This is a genomic window from Enterococcus sp. C74 (assembly GCF_040887125.1).
Lineage (GTDB): Bacteria > Bacillota > Bacilli > Lactobacillales > Enterococcaceae > Enterococcus_B > Enterococcus_B hirae.
Map to the genome: position 1 here is coordinate 28,327 of NZ_JBFOFA010000002.1, position 24,198 is coordinate 52,524.

At 38.1% G+C, this 24,198-nt stretch carries 24 protein-coding genes; 18 read left to right on the top strand and 6 right to left on the bottom strand.

Annotated features, from left to right (window positions below; all coding sequences use genetic code 11):
- Nucleotides 1-57: 57 nt before the first annotated feature.
- Nucleotides 58-1,068 carry a type I glyceraldehyde-3-phosphate dehydrogenase gene (gene gap / locus AB3H93_RS02925; RefSeq protein ID WP_368020099.1) on the bottom strand — a complete coding sequence of 337 codons (1,011 nt, stop codon included), beginning with the start codon at nt 1,066-1,068 and terminating at the stop codon, nt 58-60.
- Between the two features lie 329 nt (nt 1,069-1,397).
- Between gap and obgE the strand changes: the two genes are divergently transcribed.
- From obgE to AB3H93_RS02960, 7 genes are all read left to right on the top strand, one after another.
- Nucleotides 1,398-2,711, top strand: coding sequence for a GTPase ObgE (gene obgE, locus AB3H93_RS02930; protein WP_010719267.1), 1,314 nt, complete (start codon nt 1,398-1,400; stop codon nt 2,709-2,711).
- A gap of 267 nt (nt 2,712-2,978) precedes the next feature.
- On the top strand, nt 2,979-3,530 hold the full coding sequence (locus tag AB3H93_RS02935; protein WP_010737501.1) for a hypothetical protein: 552 nt from the start codon (nt 2,979-2,981) through the stop codon (nt 3,528-3,530).
- 164 nt (nt 3,531-3,694) lie between these two features.
- Complete coding sequence (gene rnz, locus AB3H93_RS02940; protein WP_010719265.1) at nt 3,695-4,648, top strand: ribonuclease Z; 954 nt, start codon at nt 3,695-3,697, stop codon at nt 4,646-4,648.
- Entirely contained in the window at nt 4,632-5,420 is a 789-nt protein-coding gene (locus AB3H93_RS02945; RefSeq protein ID WP_010737503.1) for an SDR family oxidoreductase, read from the top strand. The genes rnz and AB3H93_RS02945 overlap by 17 nt, the downstream gene beginning before the upstream one ends.
- 10 nt (nt 5,421-5,430) lie before the next feature.
- Entirely contained in the window at nt 5,431-5,868 is a 438-nt protein-coding gene (locus AB3H93_RS02950) for a lipopolysaccharide assembly LapA domain-containing protein (protein WP_034697790.1), read from the top strand.
- Nucleotides 5,869-6,075: 207 nt separating this feature from the next.
- Nucleotides 6,076-8,373 (top strand): single-stranded-DNA-specific exonuclease RecJ, encoded by a 2,298-nt coding sequence (gene recJ / locus AB3H93_RS02955; protein WP_368020100.1) that lies wholly within the window; start codon nt 6,076-6,078, stop codon nt 8,371-8,373.
- Between the two features lie 13 nt (nt 8,374-8,386).
- Nucleotides 8,387-8,899 (top strand): adenine phosphoribosyltransferase, encoded by a 513-nt coding sequence (locus tag AB3H93_RS02960; RefSeq protein ID WP_010719261.1) that lies wholly within the window; start codon nt 8,387-8,389, stop codon nt 8,897-8,899.
- A 53-nt stretch (nt 8,900-8,952) separates the two neighbouring features.
- Here AB3H93_RS02960 and AB3H93_RS02965 read toward each other — a convergent pair whose 3' ends face one another.
- The 3 genes from AB3H93_RS02965 to lexA all read right to left on the bottom strand — a co-directional run bounded on the left by AB3H93_RS02965 (nt 8,953) and on the right by lexA (nt 10,527).
- Nucleotides 8,953-9,108, bottom strand: coding sequence for a hypothetical protein (locus tag AB3H93_RS02965; RefSeq protein WP_368020101.1), 156 nt, complete (start codon nt 9,106-9,108; stop codon nt 8,953-8,955).
- Nucleotides 9,109-9,177: 69 nt separating this feature from the next.
- Nucleotides 9,178-9,396, bottom strand: a complete 219-nt coding sequence (locus AB3H93_RS02970) for a hypothetical protein (RefSeq protein WP_010719260.1) — start codon at nt 9,394-9,396, stop codon at nt 9,178-9,180.
- Nucleotides 9,397-9,903: 507 nt separating this feature from the next.
- Nucleotides 9,904-10,527, bottom strand: a complete 624-nt coding sequence (lexA, locus tag AB3H93_RS02975) for a transcriptional repressor LexA (protein ID WP_010719259.1) — start codon at nt 10,525-10,527, stop codon at nt 9,904-9,906.
- 148 nt (nt 10,528-10,675) lie between these two features.
- Between lexA and AB3H93_RS02980 the strand changes: the two genes are divergently transcribed.
- The 11 genes from AB3H93_RS02980 (at nt 10,676) to nth (ending at nt 21,126) form a co-directional block, all read left to right on the top strand.
- On the top strand, nt 10,676-10,930 hold the full coding sequence (locus AB3H93_RS02980; protein ID WP_010719258.1) for a DUF896 family protein: 255 nt from the start codon (nt 10,676-10,678) through the stop codon (nt 10,928-10,930).
- 98 nt (nt 10,931-11,028) lie between these two features.
- A complete protein-coding gene (gene tkt / locus AB3H93_RS02985) occupies nt 11,029-13,023 on the top strand; it encodes a transketolase (protein WP_010737506.1) in 1,995 nt (664 codons plus the stop codon).
- Nucleotides 13,024-13,297: 274 nt separating this feature from the next.
- Nucleotides 13,298-14,158 (top strand): glucosaminidase domain-containing protein, encoded by an 861-nt coding sequence (locus AB3H93_RS02990; protein WP_034697803.1) that lies wholly within the window; start codon nt 13,298-13,300, stop codon nt 14,156-14,158.
- A 136-nt stretch (nt 14,159-14,294) separates the two neighbouring features.
- Complete coding sequence (cysK, locus tag AB3H93_RS02995; RefSeq protein ID WP_010719255.1) at nt 14,295-15,221, top strand: cysteine synthase A; 927 nt, start codon at nt 14,295-14,297, stop codon at nt 15,219-15,221.
- Between the two features lie 164 nt (nt 15,222-15,385).
- Complete coding sequence (locus tag AB3H93_RS03000; protein WP_010719254.1) at nt 15,386-15,826, top strand: Fur family transcriptional regulator; 441 nt, start codon at nt 15,386-15,388, stop codon at nt 15,824-15,826.
- A 286-nt stretch (nt 15,827-16,112) separates the two neighbouring features.
- A complete protein-coding gene (locus AB3H93_RS03005; protein ID WP_010737508.1) occupies nt 16,113-17,465 on the top strand; it encodes an NADH oxidase in 1,353 nt (450 codons plus the stop codon).
- 211 nt (nt 17,466-17,676) lie between these two features.
- Nucleotides 17,677-17,835, top strand: coding sequence for a hypothetical protein (locus AB3H93_RS03010; RefSeq protein WP_010719252.1), 159 nt, complete (start codon nt 17,677-17,679; stop codon nt 17,833-17,835).
- 89 nt (nt 17,836-17,924) lie between these two features.
- Complete coding sequence (locus AB3H93_RS03015; RefSeq protein ID WP_368020102.1) at nt 17,925-18,932, top strand: hypothetical protein; 1,008 nt, start codon at nt 17,925-17,927, stop codon at nt 18,930-18,932.
- A gap of 314 nt (nt 18,933-19,246) precedes the next feature.
- Nucleotides 19,247-19,534: a DUF5960 family protein gene (locus AB3H93_RS03020; RefSeq protein ID WP_014834686.1), complete on the top strand. Its 288-nt coding sequence runs from the start codon at nt 19,247-19,249 to the stop codon at nt 19,532-19,534.
- Nucleotides 19,535-19,760: 226 nt separating this feature from the next.
- Nucleotides 19,761-20,462 (top strand): DnaD domain protein, encoded by a 702-nt coding sequence (locus AB3H93_RS03025; protein WP_010737511.1) that lies wholly within the window; start codon nt 19,761-19,763, stop codon nt 20,460-20,462.
- Nucleotide 20,463: 1 nt separating this feature from the next.
- Nucleotides 20,464-21,126, top strand: coding sequence for an endonuclease III (nth, locus tag AB3H93_RS03030; protein ID WP_010737512.1), 663 nt, complete (start codon nt 20,464-20,466; stop codon nt 21,124-21,126).
- 45 nt (nt 21,127-21,171) lie between these two features.
- Here the strand turns inward: nth and AB3H93_RS03035 are convergent, their stop codons facing one another.
- Together AB3H93_RS03035 and recU are read right to left on the bottom strand one after the other, a co-directional pair.
- Nucleotides 21,172-23,553: a PBP1A family penicillin-binding protein gene (locus AB3H93_RS03035; protein WP_368020103.1), complete on the bottom strand. Its 2,382-nt coding sequence runs from the start codon at nt 23,551-23,553 to the stop codon at nt 21,172-21,174.
- Nucleotides 23,543-24,190, bottom strand: coding sequence for a Holliday junction resolvase RecU (recU, locus tag AB3H93_RS03040; protein ID WP_010719245.1), 648 nt, complete (start codon nt 24,188-24,190; stop codon nt 23,543-23,545). Before recU ends, AB3H93_RS03035 begins: the two co-directional genes overlap by 11 nt.
- Nucleotides 24,191-24,198: the final 8 nt, after the last annotated feature.

A 24,198-nucleotide genomic window follows, 5' to 3' on the forward strand; every position in this document is an offset into this window, starting at 1 on the left:
CGAGTCGTTCAAACGGTCTCTATTTTCTATCGTTGAAAACATGTGATTTTTTGGTGATTAAAGATTAGCAAATTTTTCCAACAAACGGATCATTTGGCAAGTGAAACCATATTCATTGTCATACCAAGCAACGGTTTTTACGAGTTGGTAATCGCCAGCCGTTGTGACTTCTGTTTGAGTTGGATCGAAAATCGAACCTTGTGTGGTACCGATTACGTCACCAGAGACGATTTGACGATCATCATAACCAAATGATGGATTGTCTTCGGTATATTTCTTGATCGCTTCGTTCACTTGTTCAGCGGTCACTTTTGTTTTTAAAATGGAAACTAGTTCTGTTAATGAACCATCCACTACAGGTACTCGTTGTGCGTGACCTTGCAATTTCCCTTGAAGCTCTGGAATAACTAAGCCAATTGCTTTTGCCGCACCTGTTGAGTGAGGGATCGTGTTGTCAGCTGCTGATCGAGCTGCCCGTAAATTTCCACCTTTTACTGGTCCGTCTAATAACATTTGTGTAGAAGTATAAGCATGAACGGTAGTCATAGTCCCCACTTCGATACCAAATTCATTATTTAAGAAATAAGCCATCGGTGCTAAACAGTTTGTCGTACAAGAGCCTGCCGAAATGATTTTATCATTAGCATCTAACGTATCATCATTTACATTGTATACGATTGTTTTCATTGCACCAGCAGGAGCAGAGATCACTACACGTTTTACCCCAGCGTTCAAATGGGCTTGTGCTTTTTCTTCCGAAGTATAAAAACCAGTACATTCCAGTACGATATCAACCCCGTTTTCTTTAACCCAAGGGATTTTACTTGCATCTGGTTCAGCATAGACACGCGTTTCTTCACCATCTACTACGATTGAGTCTTCTGTTGCAGTAACTGTACCGGGATAGGTTCCATGAGTTGAATCAAATTGTAGCAACTGTGCCAACATTGTTGGGCTAGTTAAGTCATTGATTGCTACGACTTCAATATCATCAGATACTTCTTTGATTCGGCGGAAAGCTAAACGTCCAATACGTCCAAATCCGTTAATACCTACTTTTACTGTCATAATCAAAAGTTCCTCCTTTAGTGATATTGAGGGTGCAAACTTCGCATCCTTGATTAATACACTGTCATTTTCCTCCTGTTCACAAAATTTGTCAAAAAAAGATACTTACAAAAGTAAAGTGATAAAATGGTCTGAGAGGTGAAAAGCACTAGGAGATCTTTGAAACAATTTCCTTAAGTAGAGTAGAAAAAATGAACAAAACCTGGAAAGTTTAATTGAAACGATAGACAAAATAGCTTTTGACCGATAAAATAAATAAGACTTTTGTTTATTGTGGAAATTCAGGCAGTCAAATGAATAATAGATAATTAAAATAGGAGGACTTAAAGATGTCCATGTTTTTAGATCAAGTAACCATCGATGTGAAGGCCGGTAAAGGCGGCGACGGAATGGTCGCTTTTCGCAGAGAAAAATATGTACCTGATGGAGGACCTGCTGGTGGTGACGGCGGTCGTGGCGGTGACGTCATTTTGATCGTTGATGAAGGTTTACGTACATTAATGGATTTTCGTTTCAATCGCCATTTTAAAGCACAGCCAGGAGAAAACGGAATGAGTAAAGGGATGCACGGTCGGGGTTCAGAAGATACTTATGTAAAAGTCCCTCAAGGAACGACTGTCCGTGATGCTGAAACAGGCGCTTTGTTAGGCGATTTGATTGAAAATGGTCAAACCTTAGTCGTTGCTAAAGGCGGTCGAGGGGGACGAGGAAACATCCGCTTTGCTTCTCCACGAAACCCAGCACCAGAAATTGCAGAAAACGGCGAACCAGGTCAGGAACGCAGAATCGAATTAGAACTAAAAGTCTTGGCTGATGTTGGGCTGGTTGGCTTTCCATCTGTAGGTAAATCAACGCTGCTTTCAGTTATTTCTTCTGCTCGTCCTAAAATCGGCGCGTACCATTTCACGACATTAGTACCAAATCTTGGTATGGTAACAACTAGCGATGGACGCAGTTTTGCAGCAGCGGACCTTCCTGGATTGATTGAAGGAGCTTCTCAAGGTGTTGGCTTAGGAACGCAGTTTTTACGTCATATCGAACGTACTCGTGTTATTTTACATGTGATTGATATGAGTGGGATGGAAGGCAGAGATCCTTACGAAGACTATTTGGCGATCAACCATGAATTGTCTACTTATAATCTTCGTTTATTGGAACGACCTCAAATAATTGTAGCCAATAAAATGGACATGCCAAACGCAGAAGAAAATTTGAAAAAATTCAAAGAGCAGCTTAATAAAGAAAAAACAGATGAATTTGCAGACGATATGCCGATTTTTCCAGTTTCAGGGGTAACAAGAAAAGGCATTGATCCATTGCTGAATGCGACAGCGGATCTTCTAGAAGTAACACCAGAGTTTCCGTTATATGATGAAGAAATCGAAGAAGAAACAGTTCAATATGGATTCAATCCAGAAGGGCCAGAATTTAAAATCGATCGCGATCCTGATGCTACTTGGATCTTATCAGGAGAAAAAATTGAGAAACTATTCCAAATGACGAATTTCGATCACGATGAAACTGTTATGCGTTTTGCTCGTCAGTTGAGAGGAATGGGCGTTGACGAAGCTTTACGTGCCCGTGGAGCAAAAGATGGCGATCTAGTGAGAATTGGTGAATTTGAATTTGAGTTTGTCGAATAAGATTACGTATGCTCATGAAAAGAGCCCATGTTAACACTCAATATCAACAAAGCGTCAAACCAGAAAAATGGTTTGGCGCTTTTTTGGTTTAAGCAATGGTAGGATTTGTCTTTTGGTAAAAATTTTTAAGCTATCACCAATAGTATCCAGAAAGATTTTTTAATAGGAAAAATTTATATTTCTTATGTGTTATTTATTAAAGGGTTTTTCCTTTTGTTTTTTTAAAATAAAAGTTAGAATAAAGAAAATGAATAGAGGAGTGTTTTTATGAGCAAACGAGTGATTATTTTGAATTTCCCTGTAGAGAGTCAAGCTTACCAAGCATTTTCTGAAATCAAACGATTACACGCTTCTCGTGCCATCAAGGGTGAACAAATGGCAGTGATTAGTCATGATCCTAATGGAACGCATCAATTCAAAATAGAGGATTTTTTGGATTTTACTGGAAACAATAAATCTTCAAAAGGTGGTTTAATCGGAATGTTAGTCGGTGTCTTGGGAGGCCCACTAGGGATTCTTTTAGGCTGGTTTGCTGGCGGGATGATCGGTGCTACGCAGGATGCCAAGGAAATCCAAGATGCTCAGACAGTTTTTGATTTTGTGGGCAATAAAATTGGCGAAGGAGCAACCGGTTTGATTTTGATTGCTGAAGAAGAAGATAATCGTCCTTTGAACCAATTAGTCATGATGGATTTAGGTGGCGAAATTACTCGCTTAGATTATGAAGAGGTCGAAGAAGACGTCCACGCTGCCAAAGAAGTCGAAAAACAAACACAAGAAACGGCACGGAAATCGTGGAAAGACAAACATCCTCAATAAAGAGACGAACAGAATAAAGAAAGAGAAACGCGTGAAAAAGGCGTTTTTCTTTTTTTAGTACCAATAAAAATGCAATTATTTAGGAAGCAATACGGACTTTCGGTTGATTATCCGACACATTTCCCATAAAATTAATAGTGAGTTTAAAGAAAGTCAGGTAGATTATGGAATTACAATTTTTAGGAACTGGTGCAGGGGTACCTGCCAAACATCGAAACGTTACCAGTATTGCATTAAAACTTTTGGATGAAAGAAATGAAGTCTGGTTATTTGACTGTGGTGAAGGAACGCAAATGCAAATCTTACGTACCAACATTCGTCCAAGAAAGATTGAAAAGATATTTATTACTCACTTACATGGTGACCATATCTTTGGGTTGCCAGGCTTGTTAAGCAGTCGTTCATTCCAAGGGGGAGATACGCCCTTGGAGATCTACGGACCAAAAGGAATCGAGACATTTGTCAAAACTTCGTTAGCTGTTTCGCAAACACGTTTAGGCTATCCGTTGAAATTCATCGAGTTAGTTGAAGATCAGCCGATTTTTCAAGATCAGCATTTTTCTGTCTATACTAAAAAATTAGATCATGGAATTGCCAGCTATGGCTTTCGGGTTGTGGAACATGACCATAAAGGAGAGCTTCAAGTTGAAAAATTACAAGAACTGAATATTCCGGCTGGACCAATATATGGAAAGTTGAAAAAAGGAGAATCTGTTCAATTACCTGATGGAAGGGTTGTGGACGGGAAACAGTTTGTGGGGCCAGACAAAAAAGGGCGGATCGTTACGATTTTAGGTGATACGAGGAAGACAGCAAATTCAATCGTATTGGCCCAAGACTGTGATGTTTTGGTTCATGAAAGTACGTTTAACAAAAATGAAGCCAAGTTGGCAAAGAACTACTTCCATTCGACGACTTATCAAGCGGCTGAAGTAGCTAAAGAAGCAGCAGCGAAAAGTTTGTTATTAACCCATATCAGTGCGCGCTATTTAGGAAAAGCTGCGCAAGAGCTAGAAGAAGAGGCACGTGAGGTCTTTGCAAATACAAGGATTATGAAAGATTTTGATACTGTCGATATTCCATTTCGTGAGGAGGAAAAGAATGAATTTAGAAAATAAAGTTGTCTTAGTTACCGGTAGTTCTGGTGGATTGGGCGCTCAAATCTGTTATGAAGCTGCAAAAAAAGGTGCTATCGTCATTGCTTGTGCTCGACGCAGCCAATTGATTGATGAGGTTAAAGCAGAATGTCAGAGATTAAGCGGAAAGGAAGCCTATGCTTTTCCAGTAGATGTGAGTGATCCTGACAGCGTCGATCGGCTCTATGAACAAGTGATGCAAACAGTCGGACGTGTAGATGTGTTAGTCAATAATGCCGGCTTTGGCATTTTTGAAGATTTTTTAACTTTCGATTTAGGAAAAGCTTACGATATGTTTGAAGTAAATGTACTAGGTATGATGGTCTTAACCCAAAAATTTGCGATTGATATGGCTGAAAGAAGGCAAGGACATATCATCAATATCGCTTCAATGGCTGGGAAAATGGCGACGGCGAAATCAACGATCTATTCAGCAACAAAATTTGCTGTCTTAGGCTTTTCTAATGCCTTACGATTAGAATTAAGACCACTTGGAGTGGCAGTCACTACGGTGAATCCAGGACCGGTTGCTACTGAATTTTTTGATAAAGCTGATCCTACCGGCAGTTATTTAGAAAAAGTTAGTCAACTTGTTTTAGAACCGGAGAAACTAGCAAAAACAATTGTACGAACAATGGAACATCCAAAGCGTGAAGTGAATCGTCCTGTCCTTCTTGAAATAGCGGCTAAATTTTACACTCTCTTTCCGACTATTGGCGACTACCTCGCAAGTGGGATTTTTAATAAAAAGTAGGTGAAAGAGTATGAAAAAACAAAGTAGTGTGATTATTGGATTTTTGCTTGTCTTGATTATTGTCGTATTTGCTGTATTAAACAACAGAAATGTTCCTGTTAACTTTGGGATTGCTTCATTTTCTGCACCATTGATTTTAGTTATCATTGGTTCGGCGATTATTGGTGCATTGATTGTTTTTGTTACTGCATCAACCACTTTATGGCAACAGAAAAAACAAATCAAACAATTAAAGCAGGAACTATCAGATTATCAAGAAAATCTTGATAAAAAAATTGCTGAAGCAAAGGAAGAACAACAACGAACATTCCGAAATGAACGAGCAGAATTAGAAGCTGCTTATCAGGCAGAATTACAAGCAACGAAAAAACAACTACAACAAGCGCAGTCGACAACATCTGATACGCAGAAAATTTCAGCAAAGCAAAGCTATAATTATTTTGACTAAAGTTTCATGAACGAGATCAAAATAAAAGATGGCAGGAACCATTGTCATATTTGGCTGAGAAGTTAAAAGCTGAGTTTCGGGTTTGTCAAATGGTCTTCAAAAAGTGCGTAACGACTTTTTGAAGACCATTTTAATGTGTTTGTGGCTATCTTTCTTCTTTTTTTTAAACTTTTCGTTTGCTATAATAACTAGGTTAGGGGTGAGCAAGTGAGACAAGCAAATTATGATTGGCAATTAAGTGAATCAGAACCGACTGAAATGTTTCTTCAAAGTATAAAGCAAGAAAATCTATCGCCTTTTATTGGCAAATTACTTTGGCAACGAGGCTATCGTGATGTAGAGAAAGTAAAAGAATTTTTGAATCCCAAACATCAAGAATTGCATGATCCTTACTTAATGCATGACATGGATAAAGCCATCAGTCGAATCCAAGAAGCGGTGATCAATGGTGAAAAAATAGTCGTTTATGGTGACTACGATGCAGATGGGATTACAAGTACGACAGTGATGAAAGAAACATTGGAGCTACTCGGCGCCAATGTCGAAACATTTTTACCCAATCGTTTTATCCATGGCTATGGACCAAACAAAGCCGTTTATCAAGAAAAAATTGATGCAGGGGCGCAATTGATCATTACAGTGGACAATGGTGTGGCTGGTCACGATGCCGTAGCTTATGCGCAACAAGCAGGTGTTGATGTAATCATCACAGATCACCATGAAATGCCCAGTGAATTACCTGAAGCCTACGCTATCGTGCATCCACGACATCCACAAGGGAATTATCCGTTTCCTGATCTAGCAGGTGTCGGAGTAGCTTTTAAAGTGGCAACAGCATTATTAGAAGAACCTCCTGCTGAATTTTTAGATCTAGTTGCGATTGGAACGATTGCAGACTTGGTATCAATGACAGGGGAAAATCGCACACTTGTTGCTTTAGGGTTAGATACGATTAAAGAAACCGAACGGATCGGTTTACAAGCTTTATTTAATGAAAGTGGCGTCTCTATGAAAGAAGCAGATGAAACGACCATCGGCTTTTCAATTGCCCCTCGGCTCAACGCGATTGGCCGAATGGGTGATCCTAATCCAGCTGTCGAGATGCTAGCTACCTTTGATGAGGAAGCGGCACTCACGTATGCCAAAAAACTCAACACGATCAATGAAGAAAGAAAAGCAGTCGTTGAAAAAATTACCCAAGAAGCATTGGAAATGATTGATGAAACGAATCAGATCCACCTTCTTGCCCATCCTAGGTGGCATGAGGGAGTGTTGGGGATCGTAGCTGGTAAGCTGATGAATGCCACTGGTAAACCGACGATCGTCTTAACGATCAAAGAAGATGGTACAGCGAAAGGATCTGGCCGAAGTGTCGAAGCCCTGAATCTATATGAAATGTTAGATGCGATGCGTGACTTATTTACTTTCTTTGGAGGACACCATGCTGCTGTAGGGTTAACGATGCCTAGTGATAATCTTCAAGAATTACAAAAACGAATGAATCAGTATGTTTCCGAACAAAAAATTGATTTGACAAAAGGCGCAGCTTTACCGATCGACGAAGTCCTTACACCCAAAGATGTAACCATTGAATTGCTTAATGAATTAAAGTTACTTGCACCATATGGTACAGACAATGCGGTACCTCACTTTCTGTTTCGCCAAATCTTGGCTGAAAATGTGAAAAGAATTGGTACGAGTCAGCAACATTTGAAGTTAACATTGATGGAAGAAGCTAGTCCGTTAGATGCGGTAGCATTTGGTTTTGGCGACCAAGAAGCTGAGTTGTTAAATAATCCAGTGGATATCGTTGGGAAATTAGCTATCAATGAATGGAACGGTCGGAAAAAACCGCAATTGCTGGTATCAGACTTTGTTGTTGATGGATTTCAAATTTTTGATTGGCGTTCAAAGAGATACCGTCAGTTAACGAAGGTTGGTCCACAAACATTGTATCTTGCGTTTGATCGCTCTTCTTTAAAAGAAATCTCTGGACTGGCTACAGACGATGTCCACGTGTTCGAAAGTGTGGAACATATCAAGCAGTTGATCCACGATAATTCATATCATTCCTTGCTGGTAGTTGATTGTCCAAATGATTTAGAAATATTAAAAGAAATCCTTGCCTTTGGTTCTTTCGATCGAATGTACTTATTAGGGATTTCTTATGAAGAAGCTTATTTGAATGGAGTTGGGTCAAGAGAACAATATGCCAAATTGTTCAAACTGATCCATACACAAGAAAAAATTGATATTCGCTATAAATTAGGCTCAATTGCTCAATATCTAAAAATACCACAAAAATTATTAATTTTTATGATTCAGGTGTTTTTTGAATTGAAATTTGTTACAATAGAAGATGGCGTTTTGCAAAAGATCGCTAATCCCAAAAGTCATCCGTTGACTGATAGCGTGCGTTATCAGCAACGAATAAAAAAAATCAAAGTAGAGGAATTCTTATTGTTAAGTGATATTCCCTCTATTAAAAAAAGGTTAACAACCTAGGAGGAGACAAATGGTGGATTTAAAAAAATATATTGCAAGTATTCCTGATTATCCAGCAAAAGGAATTATTTTTCGTGATATCTCGCCCCTTATGGCTGATGGAGATGCCTACAGAGAAGCAACGAAACAGATCGTAGATTATGCGAAAGAAAAAAGAATCGATATGGTTGTAGGACCAGAAGCGCGAGGATTCATCGTTGGCTGTCCTGTAGCTTACGAATTAGGAGTTGGATTTGCGCCTGTACGTAAAAAAGGGAAGTTGCCTCGTGAAACGATCGAAGTAACTTACGGACTGGAATACGGTACAGATACATTGACACTCCATAAAGATGCGATCCAACCTGGACAAAGAGTTTTGATTTGTGATGACCTATTAGCTACAGGGGGAACGATCAAAGCAACCATCGAATTAGTAGAAAAATTGGGCGGTGTCGTTGTTGGCTGTGCTTTCTTGATCGAACTAATGGACTTAGATGGTCGTGAAAAAATCGAAGGATATGATATGATCACCTTGATGGAATATTAAACGATTTTTTGCTTAATAAACATTAAAAATAAATGTAAAAAGAAAGTGGGGCATTAATCAGATTTTTTCTGACTAATTGTCCCACTCTCTTTTTTGTGAAGCAATCCCAAGTACGCTTGCTCACTATTTTTAGTTTGTGCAGGTGTATTTGTAAAAGTAGTCAATTGTTTTTTGATGGGGGGGGAACAATCGACTACTTTTTTGTGCATGAGCCGTTTTCTGACTCTTACATATGTGTTTTTTTTATTTCGTTATTCAGGATTCTTTATGGATCAAGATCAAGAGTGTCTCGATCGATAATAGGAGTCTGGATAAAAAGTGTCATCATGAATCCGACGCCGTTCAGACTGACGGTATTTCTTTTCATCCCACAACATAAACCATAAAGCAAACAACGGAACAAAGATCAACAATGCTGTACGCATACCAAAATTACCAATAATAATGCCTAAAAATAATACCATTAATACTAAGCCAAGACGTCTCATTGATTTCATGATTTCTCACCTCATTATTTTATGCGAACAAAAGTTCGTATAATTAGTATACGAACTTTTGTTCGTTTTGTAAAGAGGGAAGAACAAAAAAGATCGAAATCTATGTGTGTAATACTCAGAATTTTTTTAAACCAGCACAGGTCATTTGCTTATTCACCGTATTCAAAGCAGTTAGCGGTATTTGATCTAAATCATGCCACAGATCATGATAGGTAAATGACGATTGTAGTGGTACCAAATGAAAAAAATCGAAATGGAAATACGACAAAGATCGATAAAAAAGTAGGAGATCGGTGCATTTTATTTAAGGAGTGAGGAAAGCACAAGAGAAAAAACTCAGGCCGTTTATGGACACTTAATCATCGTTTATCCATCTTAATGCCCATTAAAGAACCCGAGACACGTTGCCCCGGGTTTTTCAGTCTTTATTGATAGATATAGCAGTTACTGCAAATAAATGAGTATGCGAGTAAGACCTTCACTTAAGTCTAGTCAAAAGAATCGTCTTTAATAGATATGACTGCGGTAGAGCCCAACGACTCGACCTAAAATAGAGACTTGATCTAAAATGATCGGTTCAAGAAGATCGTTTTCCGGTTGTAAACGAAAATGATTTTTTTCTTTATAGAATCGTTTACAAGTCGCTTCATCTTCGGCAGTCATTGCAATCACGATATCCCCGTTTTGGGCAGTTTCTTGTTTACGGACAATTACATTATCTCCGTCTAAAATTCCTGCATTGATCATACTTTCTCCGCGGATCGTCAACATGAACAAGCTTCCATCTTCAGAAGAAAGGTTAGGAGGGATCGGAAAGAAATCGGACGCATCTTCAACTGCTAAAATCGGTTCACCTGCAGTGACCACACCAAGCACTGGAATCGTGGAAGGTTTTACCCCTATTTTGGCTAATCCTTGTTTTGTTAATTCGATTGCACGTGGTTTCGTAGGGTCACGTTGAATAAATCCTTTTTTTTCCAATCGTGCAAGATGACCGTGAACTGTGGAGGTAGAAGAAAGCTGAACCGCTTCTCCGATCTCCCGAACAGTTGGTGGGTAGCCTTTTTGGGAAACTTGCTCGTGGATATATCGTAAGACTTCGATTTGTCTGGTTTCGGTTTGTCGGGCCACAGAGTACACCTTCTTTCAATTAATAATTAAATAGTACCACATAAAACTACTTCTTTCAAACAAATGTTCGCATTTAAAATATTTTATACTAGTTGTTTTTTTCGTGATTTTTATATAATATGAAGTAGAGTAAAAAGGAGGACTTGCTATGTTATCACCGGAAAAAATTACCCGCATCAACGAACTGGCCCAAAAAAAGAAAACAGAAGGCTTAACAGCTGACGAAGAAAAAGAACAATTGGCGTTAAGAGAAGAGTATCTGTCTGCTTTTCGTTCTGGGATGCGACACCATATCGAAGGGATGAAAATCGTTGATCCAGAAGGTAACGATGTCACTCCAGAAAAATTGAAAGAAATCCAACGTGAAAAAGGCTTACATCGTCGAGGAAATAAGTTTCAGTAATAATTACTAAAAAACATTGCTTTTTCTAGACGTATCTAATAAAATTAGTAAGTAAGAAATAAAGGTAAAAAAAACCTAAATTAATAGGAGGGGTTATTTTGTTCGACAAAATCGACCAACTTGGCGTTAACACGATCCGTACATTAAGTATTGAAGCAGTTCAAAAGGCAAATTCTGGACACCCAGGGTTACCAATGGGGGCAGCCCCAATGGCATATGCACTCTGGACGAAACATTTGAAAGTGAACCCAACGACTTCAAAAAATTGGGTTGACCGTGACCGTTTTGTCTTATCCGCAGGACATGGTTCGGCAATGTTATACAGCTTACTACATTTATCAGGTTATCAAGTCACAATCGATGACTTAAAACAATTCCGTCAATGGGATTCAAAAACACCTGGACATCCAGAGGTCAATCATACTGACGGAGTAGAAGCAACAACTGGACCGTTAGGACAAGGAATCGCTATGGCTGTAGGTATGGCAATGGCAGAAGCTCACTTGGCAGCAACATATAACAGAGAAAACTTCAAAGTGGTAGATCACTATACTTATTCTCTTTGTGGCGACGGCGACTTGATGGAAGGTGTTTCGCAAGAAGCAAGTTCAATGGCTGCTCACATGAAATTAGGTAAATTGATCGTATTGTATGATTCAAATGATATTTCATTAGATGGTCCTACTTCAAAAGCTTTCACTGAAAATGTAGGAGCTCGTTATGAAGCTTATGGCTGGCAACATATTTTGGTTAAAGATGGGAATGATTTAGAAGCCATCAATCAAGCGATCGAAGAAGCAAAAGCTGAAACTGAAAAACCAACATTGATCGAAGTCAAAACAGTGATCGGCTACGGAGCTCCTAAAGAAGGAACTTCTGCTGTCCATGGGGCACCAATTGGCGATGATGGAATTAAAATGGCTAAAGGAGTGTATGGTTGGGAGTATCCTGATTTCACAGTTCCAGAAGAAGTAGCTGAAAGATTCCACCAAACGATGGTTGAAGAAGGGCAAAAAGCTGAAAATGAATGGAAAGAAATGTTTGAAAACTATAAACATGCTTATCCAGAATTAGCTCAACAATTTGAAGATGCGTTTGCTGGAAAACTTCCAGCTGACTGGGATGCTGAATTACCTTCTTATGAAGTAGGCGAAAGTCAAGCTAGCCGGGTTTCAAGCAAAGAAGTGATTCAAGAGTTATCAAAAGCAATCCCAAGTTTCTGGGGCGGATCAGCGGACTTATCAGGTTCGAATAATACGATGGTCACTGCGGACAAAGACTTTACTCCAGAACATTATGAAGGTCGTAATATTTGGTTTGGCGTTCGTGAGTTTGCGATGGCAGCTGCGATGAACGGTATCCAGCTTCATGGCGGAACTCGTATCTATGGTGGCACATTCTTTGTTTTCGTTGATTACTTACGTCCAGCAGTCCGTTTAGCAGCTATTCAAAATACACCGGTCATCTACGTGTTGACACATGATTCAGTGGCGGTTGGTGAAGATGGACCAACACATGAGCCAATCGAACAATTAGCGTCTGTAAGATGTATGCCAGGTGTTCACGTGATTCGTCCAGCCGATGGGAATGAAACACGCGCTGCTTGGAAAGTAGCAATGGAATCGACTGATACACCAACGATCTTGGTTTTAAGTCGTCAAAATCTTCCAGTTCTGCCATCAACGAAAGAAGTGGCAGACGAAATGGTGAAAAAAGGAGCTTATGTACTATCACCAGCTCAAGGAGAAACACCAGAAGGTATCTTGATCGCGACTGGTTCTGAAGTGGATCTAGCAGTCAAAGCACAAAAAGAATTGGCAGCAGCTGGAAAAGATGTTTCAGTCGTTTCAATGCCAAGTTTCGATTTATTTGAAAAACAATCTGCAGAATACAAAGAAAGCGTCTTACCAAAAGCCGTAACAAAACGAGTTGCTATTGAAGCAGCAGCTTCATTTGGTTGGGAACGCTATGTTGGGACAGAAGGAACAACTATCACGATCGATCATTTTGGTGCTTCTGCTCCAGGAAATAAAATTCTTGAAGAATTTGGTTTCACTGTGGAAAATGTTGTAGCAACTTTCAACCAATTATAAAATGAGTTAAAGAAGTTTTACGACAAACGTTTAAGAACATCTGAAAAAAGGAGACTATTTTCAGATGTTCTTTTTTTGTAGTAGAAAATTAGAATAATGATTCGTGTTTAATATTACTTAATGTTTCTTTAACATTACGTTCGTGTTACAAAAAGAAAAATAGTAAAGATTGATTTGAGTTTCCCATAAATTAAAAGTATAATTTAATTAATTAAGATTGTTTAAAGATGGAAACTTTATCAAGAGTTTTTTATTTTTTTGAGGAGGAATTCGAATGCAAGAGCTGAAAACCCGCAGTGCCCGACACCAAAAGAATAAAAGAACCATGGTGATCAATAAAAAAGCGATTGCTCCTTTGATGGGGACAACTCTTTTAGTGGGGCCAATGATGGTTACAGCAGCACCGCAAAATGTACGAGCAGATGAGCAGGTCACACAAACGACTGCAGATCCACAAGCTTTCATCAATCAAATCGGTTGGGCAGCTTCTGAAGTGGCTGCAAACAATGATTTATATGCATCGGTCATGATTGCCCAAGCTTTATTAGAAAGTGCTTATGGCACATCTAGCCTGGCAAGTGCGCCAAACTATAATTTATTCGGAGTTAAAGGAAGTTATAGTGGTCAAGTCGTTTATATGGCTACAAAGGAATATCTTAATGGACAATGGGTCACGATGAATGAACCTTTCCGTAAATATTCTTCTTATTGGGAATCTCTGCAAGATCATGCCAACGTTTTGCGTTCAACTAGTTTTTCAACTGGAGACTATCATTATGCTGGTGTCTGGAAAAGTAATACCACGAGTTTTTACGATGCAACAGCATATCTAACTGGTCGTTATGCAACAGATCCGGGTTACGGAGCAAAATTGAACTCATTGATTAATACGTATAATTTAACCCGATTTGATACGCCTTCTTCTGGTACCACAACGACGACAAGTACTACCACAACGACTACTACGTCAACTACCTCTTCAACAAGTGGTAGCCAGACCTATAAAGTGGTTTCAGGTGATACTTTGTGGGATATCGCACAGAAATTTGGTTTGTCAGTTGACGACTTAATGGCTAAAAATGGGATGACGATGTCTAACTATTCCTTATTAGTCGGACAAGAAATAAACGTTTAGTTAAATTAAGAGATAAAAACGGGAAAGGCTCTTCGCAGCTTTCCTGTTTTTTTACGTTGAAAAGGCGAATTATTCGCCAGAAGTTTCTTAGTTGTATTATCATTGAATAGAAGAAAATATTAAGGAGGAACTTAAAATGACACAAATTTATCATTCGATTACAGAATTGATTGGTCAGACACCGATCGTTAAGCTTAATCATTTGGTTCCAGAAGATTCAGCGGAAGTTTATGTGAAATTGGAATTTTTTAATCCTGGTGGTAGCGTAAAAGACCGGATTGCATTAAGTATGATTGAAAAAGCAGAACGGGATGGCCTTCTTAAGCCAGGAGACACAATCATCGAACCGACTTCAGGAAATACAGGGATCGGATTAGCCATGGTTGGGGTAGCTAAAGGGTATAAAGTGATCATCGTGATGCCAGAAACGATGAGTATCGAACGACGCTTATTGATGAAAGGTTATGGTGCTGAATTACTGCTCACGCCAGGTAAGGATGGAATTAGTGGCTCAATCAAAGAAGCGAAACGTTTAGCAGCGGAAAATGACTACTTCTTGCCACTTCAGTTTGAAAATCCAGCAAATCCTTCTATCCATGAGAAAACAACTGGACATGAGATTCAAGAGGCGTTTGGTGTGAATGGGTTAGATGCTTTTGTAGCAGGGATTGGCACTGGAGGAACGATTTCTGGTGCTGGTAAAGAGTTGAAGCGAGTCTATCCAGCAATTGAAATCATTGGAGTTGAACCAGCCGAATCAGCGATTTTAGAAGGGAAAGAAGCAGGACCACATAAAATTCAAGGAATTGGGACAGGGTTTGTGCCAGATACTTTGGATACGAGCGTCTATGATCGGGTAGTTTCTGTAACAGGGGATCAAGCGTTAGCCACTGCTAGAGAAGTTGGAAAAAAAGAAGGAATCTTAGTAGGCATTTCATCAGGCGCAGCGATTGCTGCTGCTTTGGCAGAAGCGAAAGTGTTAGGTAAAGGGAAAAAAGTCTTAGCGGTTGTCCCAGATAACGGAGAACGCTATTTGTCAACAGCGCTTTATCAAGAAATGTAAAGAATTCTTACCACAACATTTAGACGTAATTAAGGAGATTTTTTCCTTAATTGCGTCTTTTTTCGCAATATTATGATTAATTTGAAATTTCTTTTCATGAAAAGTAGATTTTAAAAAGTAAAAATAGTATGATAGGACGAGAATAACAACGCGGGGTGTTAAAAATGGAGAATAAACTATTAGTTGAAGAAACAATCGAAAAATTGAAAAAGGAAAATATACGGATCACACCTCAGAGGTATGCAGTTTTAGAGTATCTGATTGAACATCATTCACATCCAACTGCTGACGAAATTTATCGTGCTCTGGAAGATCGTTTTCCGAATATGAGTGTGGCAACAGTTTATAACAATTTAAGATTGTTTACTTCAATTGGCTTTGTACAAGAGATGAAATTTGGGGATTCATCTAGTCGATTCGATTTTAGTTCAAAACGTCACTATCATGTGATATGCGAAAATTGTGGAAAGATCGTCGATTTTCATTATCCTGATTTAGCGGACATCGAAATGGCAGCTGGTCGATTGACGAACTTTGAGATCAATGAGCATCGTTTGGAATTATATGGTCGCTGTCCTGAGTGTCAAAAAGAACAAGCGATTTAGTTTGCTGAAAGTATTGATAAAAATATGAAAAAATAAAAAATTAGTCAGTTTGATAAACAAATCACTGACTTTTTTTTATTTTTTTCTCTTTCTTTCACAAAGGTTATAGTGTATGTTTTTGTTTTCACAAGTAAAGCGTGGAGTAATCAGCAATTGCGCAGGAGAATGAACAGAAAACAACAAGGTTGAATTTGTGAATTCACAAGCATTAAACTGTTGTATCCGTTTTATTTTTGCTATATTTAAACTTGTCGAAGGACAAATCGTTAATCGGAGGGATTCACATATGAAAGTTGTAGTAATTGGCTGCACGCATGCGGGTACAGCAGCTGTTAAAAGTATCTTAAAAAATCACCCAGAAGCGGATGTTACTGTGTACGAGCGAAATGATAATATTTCCTTTTTATCATGTGGGATCGCATTATACGTGGGTGGTGTAGTAAAAGACCCAGCCGGTTTATTCTATTCTAATCCTGAAGAACTACATTCTTTAGGTGCAACTGTAAAAATGGAACATGATGTAACTGACGTGGATACTGAAAAGAAAACTGTGACAGCCAAAGATCTAAAAACTGGTGAAGTTGAAACAGTTTCTTATGATAAATTGGTAATGACTACTGGCTCTTGGCCAATCATTCCGCCAATCAAAGGAATTGAATCAAAAAATATTTTGTTATGTAAAAACTATAACCAAGCAAATGAAATTATTGCACAAGCAGAAGATGCCAAACGGGTGGTCATCGTAGGTGGCGGTTATATCGGTATCGAATTAGTCGAAGCTTTTGTTGAATCTGGTAAACAAGTTACATTGATTGATGGTTTAGATCGTATTTTAAATAAATATCTTGATAAACCATTCACAGATGTATTAGAAAAAGAACTTGTCGACCGTGGGGTTACACTAGCATTAGGTGAAAATGTATCTGAATTTATTGCGGATGAAGAGGGAAAAGTGAAACAAGTAGCAACTGCTAAAGAAACTTTTGACGCGGACATGGTCATCTTATGTGTTGGTTTTAGACCAAATACGACATTAGTTGATGGAAAAGTTGATACGTTACCTAATGGAGCCATCAAAGTTAATGAATACATGCAAACAAGTGATCCAGATATCTTTGCTGCAGGGGATTCTGCTGTAGTAAGTTATAACCCAAGTGGTACCCAAAATTATATTCCTTTGGCAACTAACGCAGTTCGTCAAGGATTGTTAGTAGGAAATAACTTGACTGAACATAAAATGGCGTATCGTGGAACGCAAGGAACGTCTGGACTTTACCTATTTGGTTGGACGATTGGTTCAACAGGGGTGACAAAAGAGAGCGCACCTATGAATAATTTAGAAGTCCAAGCAACGGTCTTTGAAGACAATTATCGTCCAGAATTCATGCCGACAAATGAAAAAGTGATGATGGAATTGGTTTATGAAAAAGGGACAAACCGCATTGTCGGTGCCCAATTCATGTCGAAATATGATATCACTCAATCAGCAAATACGATGTCACTGGCTGTTCAAAATAAAATGACCGTTGAAGATCTAGCGCTATCTGATTTCTTCTTCCAACCTCATTTTGACCGTCCATGGAACTACTTGAACCTATTGGCACAAGCTGCATTGGGCGAGATCGAAACTGCTCAATAAGCAATCAGCGAATGGTTGAACATTGTTTATTCGCTTTATAGCTATCAACGAGTCTAAGACGACTTTTCGTCTTGGACTCTTTTTTTAACGTAAAGGTATCAACTGGTATTATCGAAACAAAAGAATCTTTTTTTCTAAAGATAAGAAAAAAAGATTCTTTTGTTTCTTTTTTATATGATAAAATTCAACTATTCTAATCAGGAGTGATGTTATGAACTTGTTTGAACGATCTTATATGTTGTTGGCACTAGCTTATGGGTTGGCTGATGCAGGAGATTTTAAAGCAGTCGGTGAAGAAGGAAAAAAAATTATCAATTGTTATTCTCAACTTTTATTAAAATGCTTGAAAATGATGAACAGGAAGCATTGATTGACCGAGAGAAAAAACCAGCAATCATTGATTCCTTGAAAAGAACGATTAAATTTTATGAAATGAAAAATCCCAAAGAGTTACAGCAAATGATGGAAAACATGAAAAAAGATGATCCAACAGATTTTATAATTTTTCCAGCATATATCACTAAAAAAATTCAGGATCATGTATTTGGATTAATCCTTTATAGAAAAGAAGGACATTATTTAGTAGCGATGATTGATAAATTGGAAGATACGAACAGTGATCGTCCATCAGGTGTATTCACAACGATTCTTCCAGAAAAATTAAGTACTTTAAGTAAAATCATTTTCCAGACAAAATTTGAACATCACAAAGATAGTCGTTGCAATACAGCAAAAGTTATTCAGCAATTAGGCGAAGAAAAAATAGACCCTACATACCTCAACCTTAGTATGAGGGGATATAATGGAATGGCAAATTGTACGGTTAAAGAACTTTTTGGGACTTTTAGAGTCGTTCTCTACAACAGTCAGAAATCTATTTTTCAAGAGACAATAGCTACTGGGTTAAAAAAACTACCAGTAGAATTAAAAAGTAGAACAATTAAGCCAAAGGTAGGAAATACCAGAGATAATCGTAAGATGTTACTTGAAGCTTTTATAAAAGAAGCGAGATTTAATAAAAAACAAGTCAGTGCGTTGACTCATCTATATAACGTTTATTTAGAGCTTAAAGAACAACGAGAAAAAAGAATTGCTGAAAACCCCTATTATTTTTTGGAATACTCTCAGGGAGAATTTACAGCAAGTTTTACCAATAGTATAATCAACGACTCAAGTTCGCCGCTTACTTTCAAAAAAAGTCAATCGTTTGATAATTTTAAGGTGTTCACCTCGTCAAAAAGGCAATTACCAAACTTGGGGGAGATTTTAAAAGGAATACTTGATGAAGAAAATATCCGTAAGAATCTTCATCATTTAACAAGAAATGCTAGTATAAATGCTAGTGTGAAAAATGAATTACATACAAGAAAACAACTGACATCAGATGATAAAAATCTGAGCGTCAGCAATAACAAAAAAAACGATTGTATTGATTATTACAGTAAAATGGATGTCAAATCCAAGTGAAAGTATATAGATAGTCAAGTCTATCAATTGAATGAAATAATTTGAAAAATTACTTTTTTCTATATTTAAAAAATAGCGTCTTTTTAATATGCCTAGGTTTGTAAGGGGATAAGTGAGGAAGTAGTTTGAAAAAATTTAGGTCTAAATAAGCACATAGATAACAAAGTAGACAAAATTTAATATTATTTTGAGATAAAGTATTCTTTTAATTCTTAGACATAAAAGCTATAAGTTGTCTTTCAATTCGTTTTCTGACAAAATAAATATAGGATGATGAAAATCATGTCAAACGATAACGAAGGAGCAATCAAATAATGGAAAAAGAATACTTTGTACAACAAGCAGCATTTCTGGACGATTATAAAAAAGAAGCAAAAGATGAAACGATCAATGTCGATCAATTAGCAGATCAAGTAATCAACCAATTGAATGAAACACAAGAGGATTATTATCTAATGAGTGGGGAAGTAGCGAAAGATGGCAATTCCCATCGTTTCCCATTCAGTCGTCGCGTTTATTCAGATGAAAACGATGGAACAATCAATACGGAATATACTTATGAAGGAGAACCTTACGTCTTGCAAACGGAAGAAGATAAATAAGCAGTTCTCTAATCATTTAAAAAAAGCCAGGTTTTTCAATCGACTGATGATTGGCAAACCTGGCTTTTTTTGCGACGGCAGATGCTCTTTGATAGAGCGAATATTATATTTATTCCGAAAAGTGAAAAAGTGAAACAAAAAATAAAAAACATATAGAAGTAAAGGAAAGCTACCTTGCCTCGAACAAGCTTTTTCCGTATACTGGATTTGAAGTGAGGGAAAAATCATGTTGAACTTAGAAAATTACTTAAAAGCAGGACAAACAACGATATCGAACTTGTTGTTAAAAAATTATCATCGTATCGGATTACAAGCAGAAGAGTTTTTATTTATTTTGCAATTACAAAGGGCGCAACTCGAAGGAGACTTTTTCCCAGATTTACACTCGATTGCGTTGGATATGGGTGTCAAACAAGAGCGTATCTATCAAATTTTAAATCACTTGATCAGTAATGGGTTTATTAAAATTGAAACAGCAACAATTGATGGTAAGCAAGCTGATCGTTACAATCTATATCCTATATATGAAATTTTAGGGAATTTTTTGGAAAGTCAAAATCAAAAACAAGCTGATTTAAGTCAAGAAAAAATGGTGCAGTCTGTTTATCAGTTATTTGAACAGGAATTTGGTCGCCCATTGTCAGCCATCGAATTTCAACGGATCGGTCAATGGTTAGAAGAAGATCATTATCAACCGGAAATTCTGAAACTTGCTTTACGTGAGGCTGTTTTGAATCAAGCGTATAGTTTTAACTATGTGGATCGAATCTTGTTGTCTTGGGAACGTAAAAATTTAAAGACGAAGCAACAAGTAGAAGAAGATCAAAAAAGACGAAAACAACAAATGTTACAAAAAGAAGTGGAAACCACTAACGCACAACCAGAAGCCTTGCCAAAAGTTACGTTGAAAAATTGGCTGGAGGAATAATATGTTAAGTAAACAAAAAACAATGGAAGCCTTGACAAAAATGTACGACATGTTCCCAGAAGCACATGGTGAATTAAAACATCGAAACCCTTATGAACTGTTGATTGCTGTCATACTCAGTGCTCAAGCAACCGATGTCTCAGTTAATAAAGCGACCCCAGCTCTTTTTGAAGCTTTTCCAACTCCTGAAAAGCTGGCTGCGGCTCCGATTGATGACATTATCCCTAAGATCAAAACGATTGGTCTTTACCGCAATAAAGCAAAAAATATCAAAGCATGTGCCCAACAATTGATGGATCGCTTTTCAGGTCAAGTTCCTCAAACTAGAGAAGAATTGATTTCTCTTCCAGGAGTTGGACGAAAGACAGCGAATGTCGTTTTAGGTGATGCTTTTGGTATACCAGCAATTGCTGTGGATACTCATGTCGAGAGAGTAACAAAACGTTTAAGGATTTGTAAGTTGAATGCCTCGGTGTTGGAAGTAGAAGAAACGCTGATGCGCAAAGTACCAAAAGAATTATGGGTCAAGACTCACCACACTTTAATATTTTTTGGTCGTTATCATTGCACGGCAAGAAGTCCACGGTGTGAAGTTTGCCCCTTGTTAGACATGTGTCAAGATGGAAAAAACAGAATGAAAGAAAAAACATTGAACGTAAAATAAAAGATAAAAAAAGGAAGTTGAGGTTTTTCTCAACTTCCTTTTTTGTTATGTGCCAGAAGACGTTGAACGACTAGAGGACTGTCCGGACTGTGCATTGTTCTCCGGAGGTGTTTGCGCTGGTGGTGTCGTGGATGACTCAGGAGTTGCCGAAGATGAAGAGCTTTGACTACTGCTGCTATTTTCTGGCGTTTCAGCAGAACTACTTGAATCATTTTTTTCACTTGAACTATCTACCGATGTCGAAGATTCGGCAGATGACTCAGTTGTTGAAGTTTCTGTCGATTCCGACGAAGAAGATACCGGTGTCGAACTTTCAGGTACCAGTGTCACTGATGAAGATGGCACCGTTGTTGAAGGAATCGTCGTACTTGGTGTTTTCTTGAGTTGATCGGTAAAGTATAATTCACCGCCAGATCTTACCAGTCCGCTAGGCATTTGCCAATCGCTATTTGTGACGCTGGATGATACATATTTCATTAATTCTCGATAAACATCAGAAGCAACATGAGACGAAGCGGATGTGACAGGTGTCATTTTGTTGTTATAACCGGTCCATACTGAAATGGCGTAGTTTGGTGTATAACCAGCAAATAAAATATCAGGATACACACCGCTAGAAGTTCCTAATTTTGCGTACTCATCATCCGTATAGTTGGAAGTCCCGGTTTTCCCAGCTTGGTATAATCCAGGAATCAACGCATTCGTCCCAGTTCCTTTTGTTAATGTATCTTTTAAAATATCTGTGACCATATAGGCTGTTTCTGGTGACATAGCTGTATTACCATCGGGATCGAACGTTTCTTCTGTCCCGTCTTGGAAGACGATCTTATTGACATATTGTGGTTTATAATACGTTCCTCCATTAGCGAAAGCAGCATAGGCAGCCGCCATTTTCAAGGAAGAAGCGCCATATTTTGTGCCGTCTTGTTTTTCTGTGTTACTTGAAATCGCATTTGATTGATGGATCGTACTATATTCAATTCCAAGATCTTTTAAAAAGGTGCTAACTTTATCTGCGCCGACTTCATTGAACAATTTGACAGCTGGAACGTTTCTGGAAAGATACAAGGCTTGTCTTAAGGTGATCGTCCCCATAAAACGGTTATCCCAGTTGCCTACTGGTGTTGAGGTTCCTTCATAGTTATAAGGAGCATCACTGATCGTTTTTCCTGTAGAGTATTTTAGATATTCAAAAGCTGGGCCATAATCTGTGACTGGTTTCATCGTCGAACCGAAGTCACGAGAAGTATTAACAGCTAAGTTCATACCTAGTGTGACATCTTCTGCAATATGGCGACCGCCAATTTGCGCTTTTACTTGACCAGTATTGACATCGATCAACGTAGAAGCAACTTGCATTTCATCATCTGGATAGTTGACATAGTCATCAGTGTTGACAATATCATAAAGATGTTTTTGTGCGTCTAGATCTAAGTTAGTATAGATATCCAATCCATCAGTAAATACATTTTTATCCGTTTTTTCTTGAACTTCATTGATGACTTCTTTGACATAATTATCAACGATTTTTGAATTATCATCTTCTTTTTTCATCTCTTGAAGACCATCATCGATTGGTGTATTCACTGCAGCATCATATTCTGATTGAGAGATTTTCTTATTTTGTAACATGGTATATAAAACAGTATCTCGCCGTTTTTTGGCTTGTTCTGGATATTGGTATGGGTCATAGGCAGAAGGCGCTTGTGGCATTCCAGCTAACAAAGCAGTATGTGGTAATGAAAGTTCTGGTAATCTTTTACCAAAATAATTTTCTGCTGCCGTTTCCATTCCGTATAATCCGTTGGACATATAGACTTTGTTCACATAGTAAGTCAATATTTCTTGTTTTGATTTTTGTTGTTCTAATTTTACAGCTAACCAAGCTTCTTGTGCTTTTCGTTTCAAGGTTTGATCTGAAGCGTTGGTAGAGAAGTAGGAGAGCTTAATCAATTGTTGGGTCAATGTACTACCACCTTGAAGTCCGCCAGAAGTAAAGTTAGAAAGTGCAGAGCCGACGATCCGAACTGGGTCGATCCCGATATGTTTATAGAAACGTCGATCTTCAACAGAAACGATGGCGTTTTCTAACGTTTTCGGCAATTCGTTTGCGGTAATCTTTTCTCTTTTTTCTGCTCCTAAATCTTCAAATAATTCGCCATTTTGTGTGTAAAGTTTAGAAGAAACAGTCGCATCTAATGCAGTGTCCGTTAATTTTGGAGCATCTTTTGCATAAAACCAAAATAATCCGACACCGGCTAGGAAAGCGATACAAATCAAAGAAAATAAAATCAAGATGATACGGATGAAAAGCCCACGCTTCTTATGCCCGGAACCTTTGCCAGAAGTTTTATTTCTTGTTTGACTCGTCTTTTTAGAAGAAGAGGGACTGTTTCGTCTGGAAGTTCTTGTTTGCTCATTTGCCATTCTTGCGATCTCCTTCGATAGTTAATGTTGATAAGTATTGATCTACCGCTTTTAGATAAGGGATACGTGGCGAAAAACCTGTTTGGATCTCGATCCCTATTTTTTCGATCAATGAAAGCGGAAGCGACTTTTTCCCCTGATCATTTTGCGCATGCCAATAATCGATCAGATAAGTACTATCTAAATAAAAGCAACGCTTCAACGTAGAAAACCATAATAGGACAAAGCAAATTCCTTGTTGCTTTAGACAAGCTTCCATATGGTCAATTTGATGCGCATGGAAATTTTTGAAGGGAAAAGATGTCTTATTCTTTGTTTCTTTCGCTTCAAAATCCAAATAGAAACCTCGATATACACCGTTATAATCTGTTGTGGAGGCCTGTGAGAAATAAGCTTCCTTAATAACAGCGGCGCTACGTCGAGGATAATCTACTTTAACAATTTGAATGGGGGTTGGTTTTTTATGGATAACAGCTACTTGGTGCGCTAAGTAATACTGGTTACTTTCGTTAATTGCTTCTTCAAAACGCATCCCTCGATTGCCAAATTCAATGGCTGATTCTCTTTTTTCTTGAACTTTTTCCTTTAAAGAGGCATTCTTATGATAGGGTTGGCCGTTTGGATAGCGTAAAACCATTTTAATCA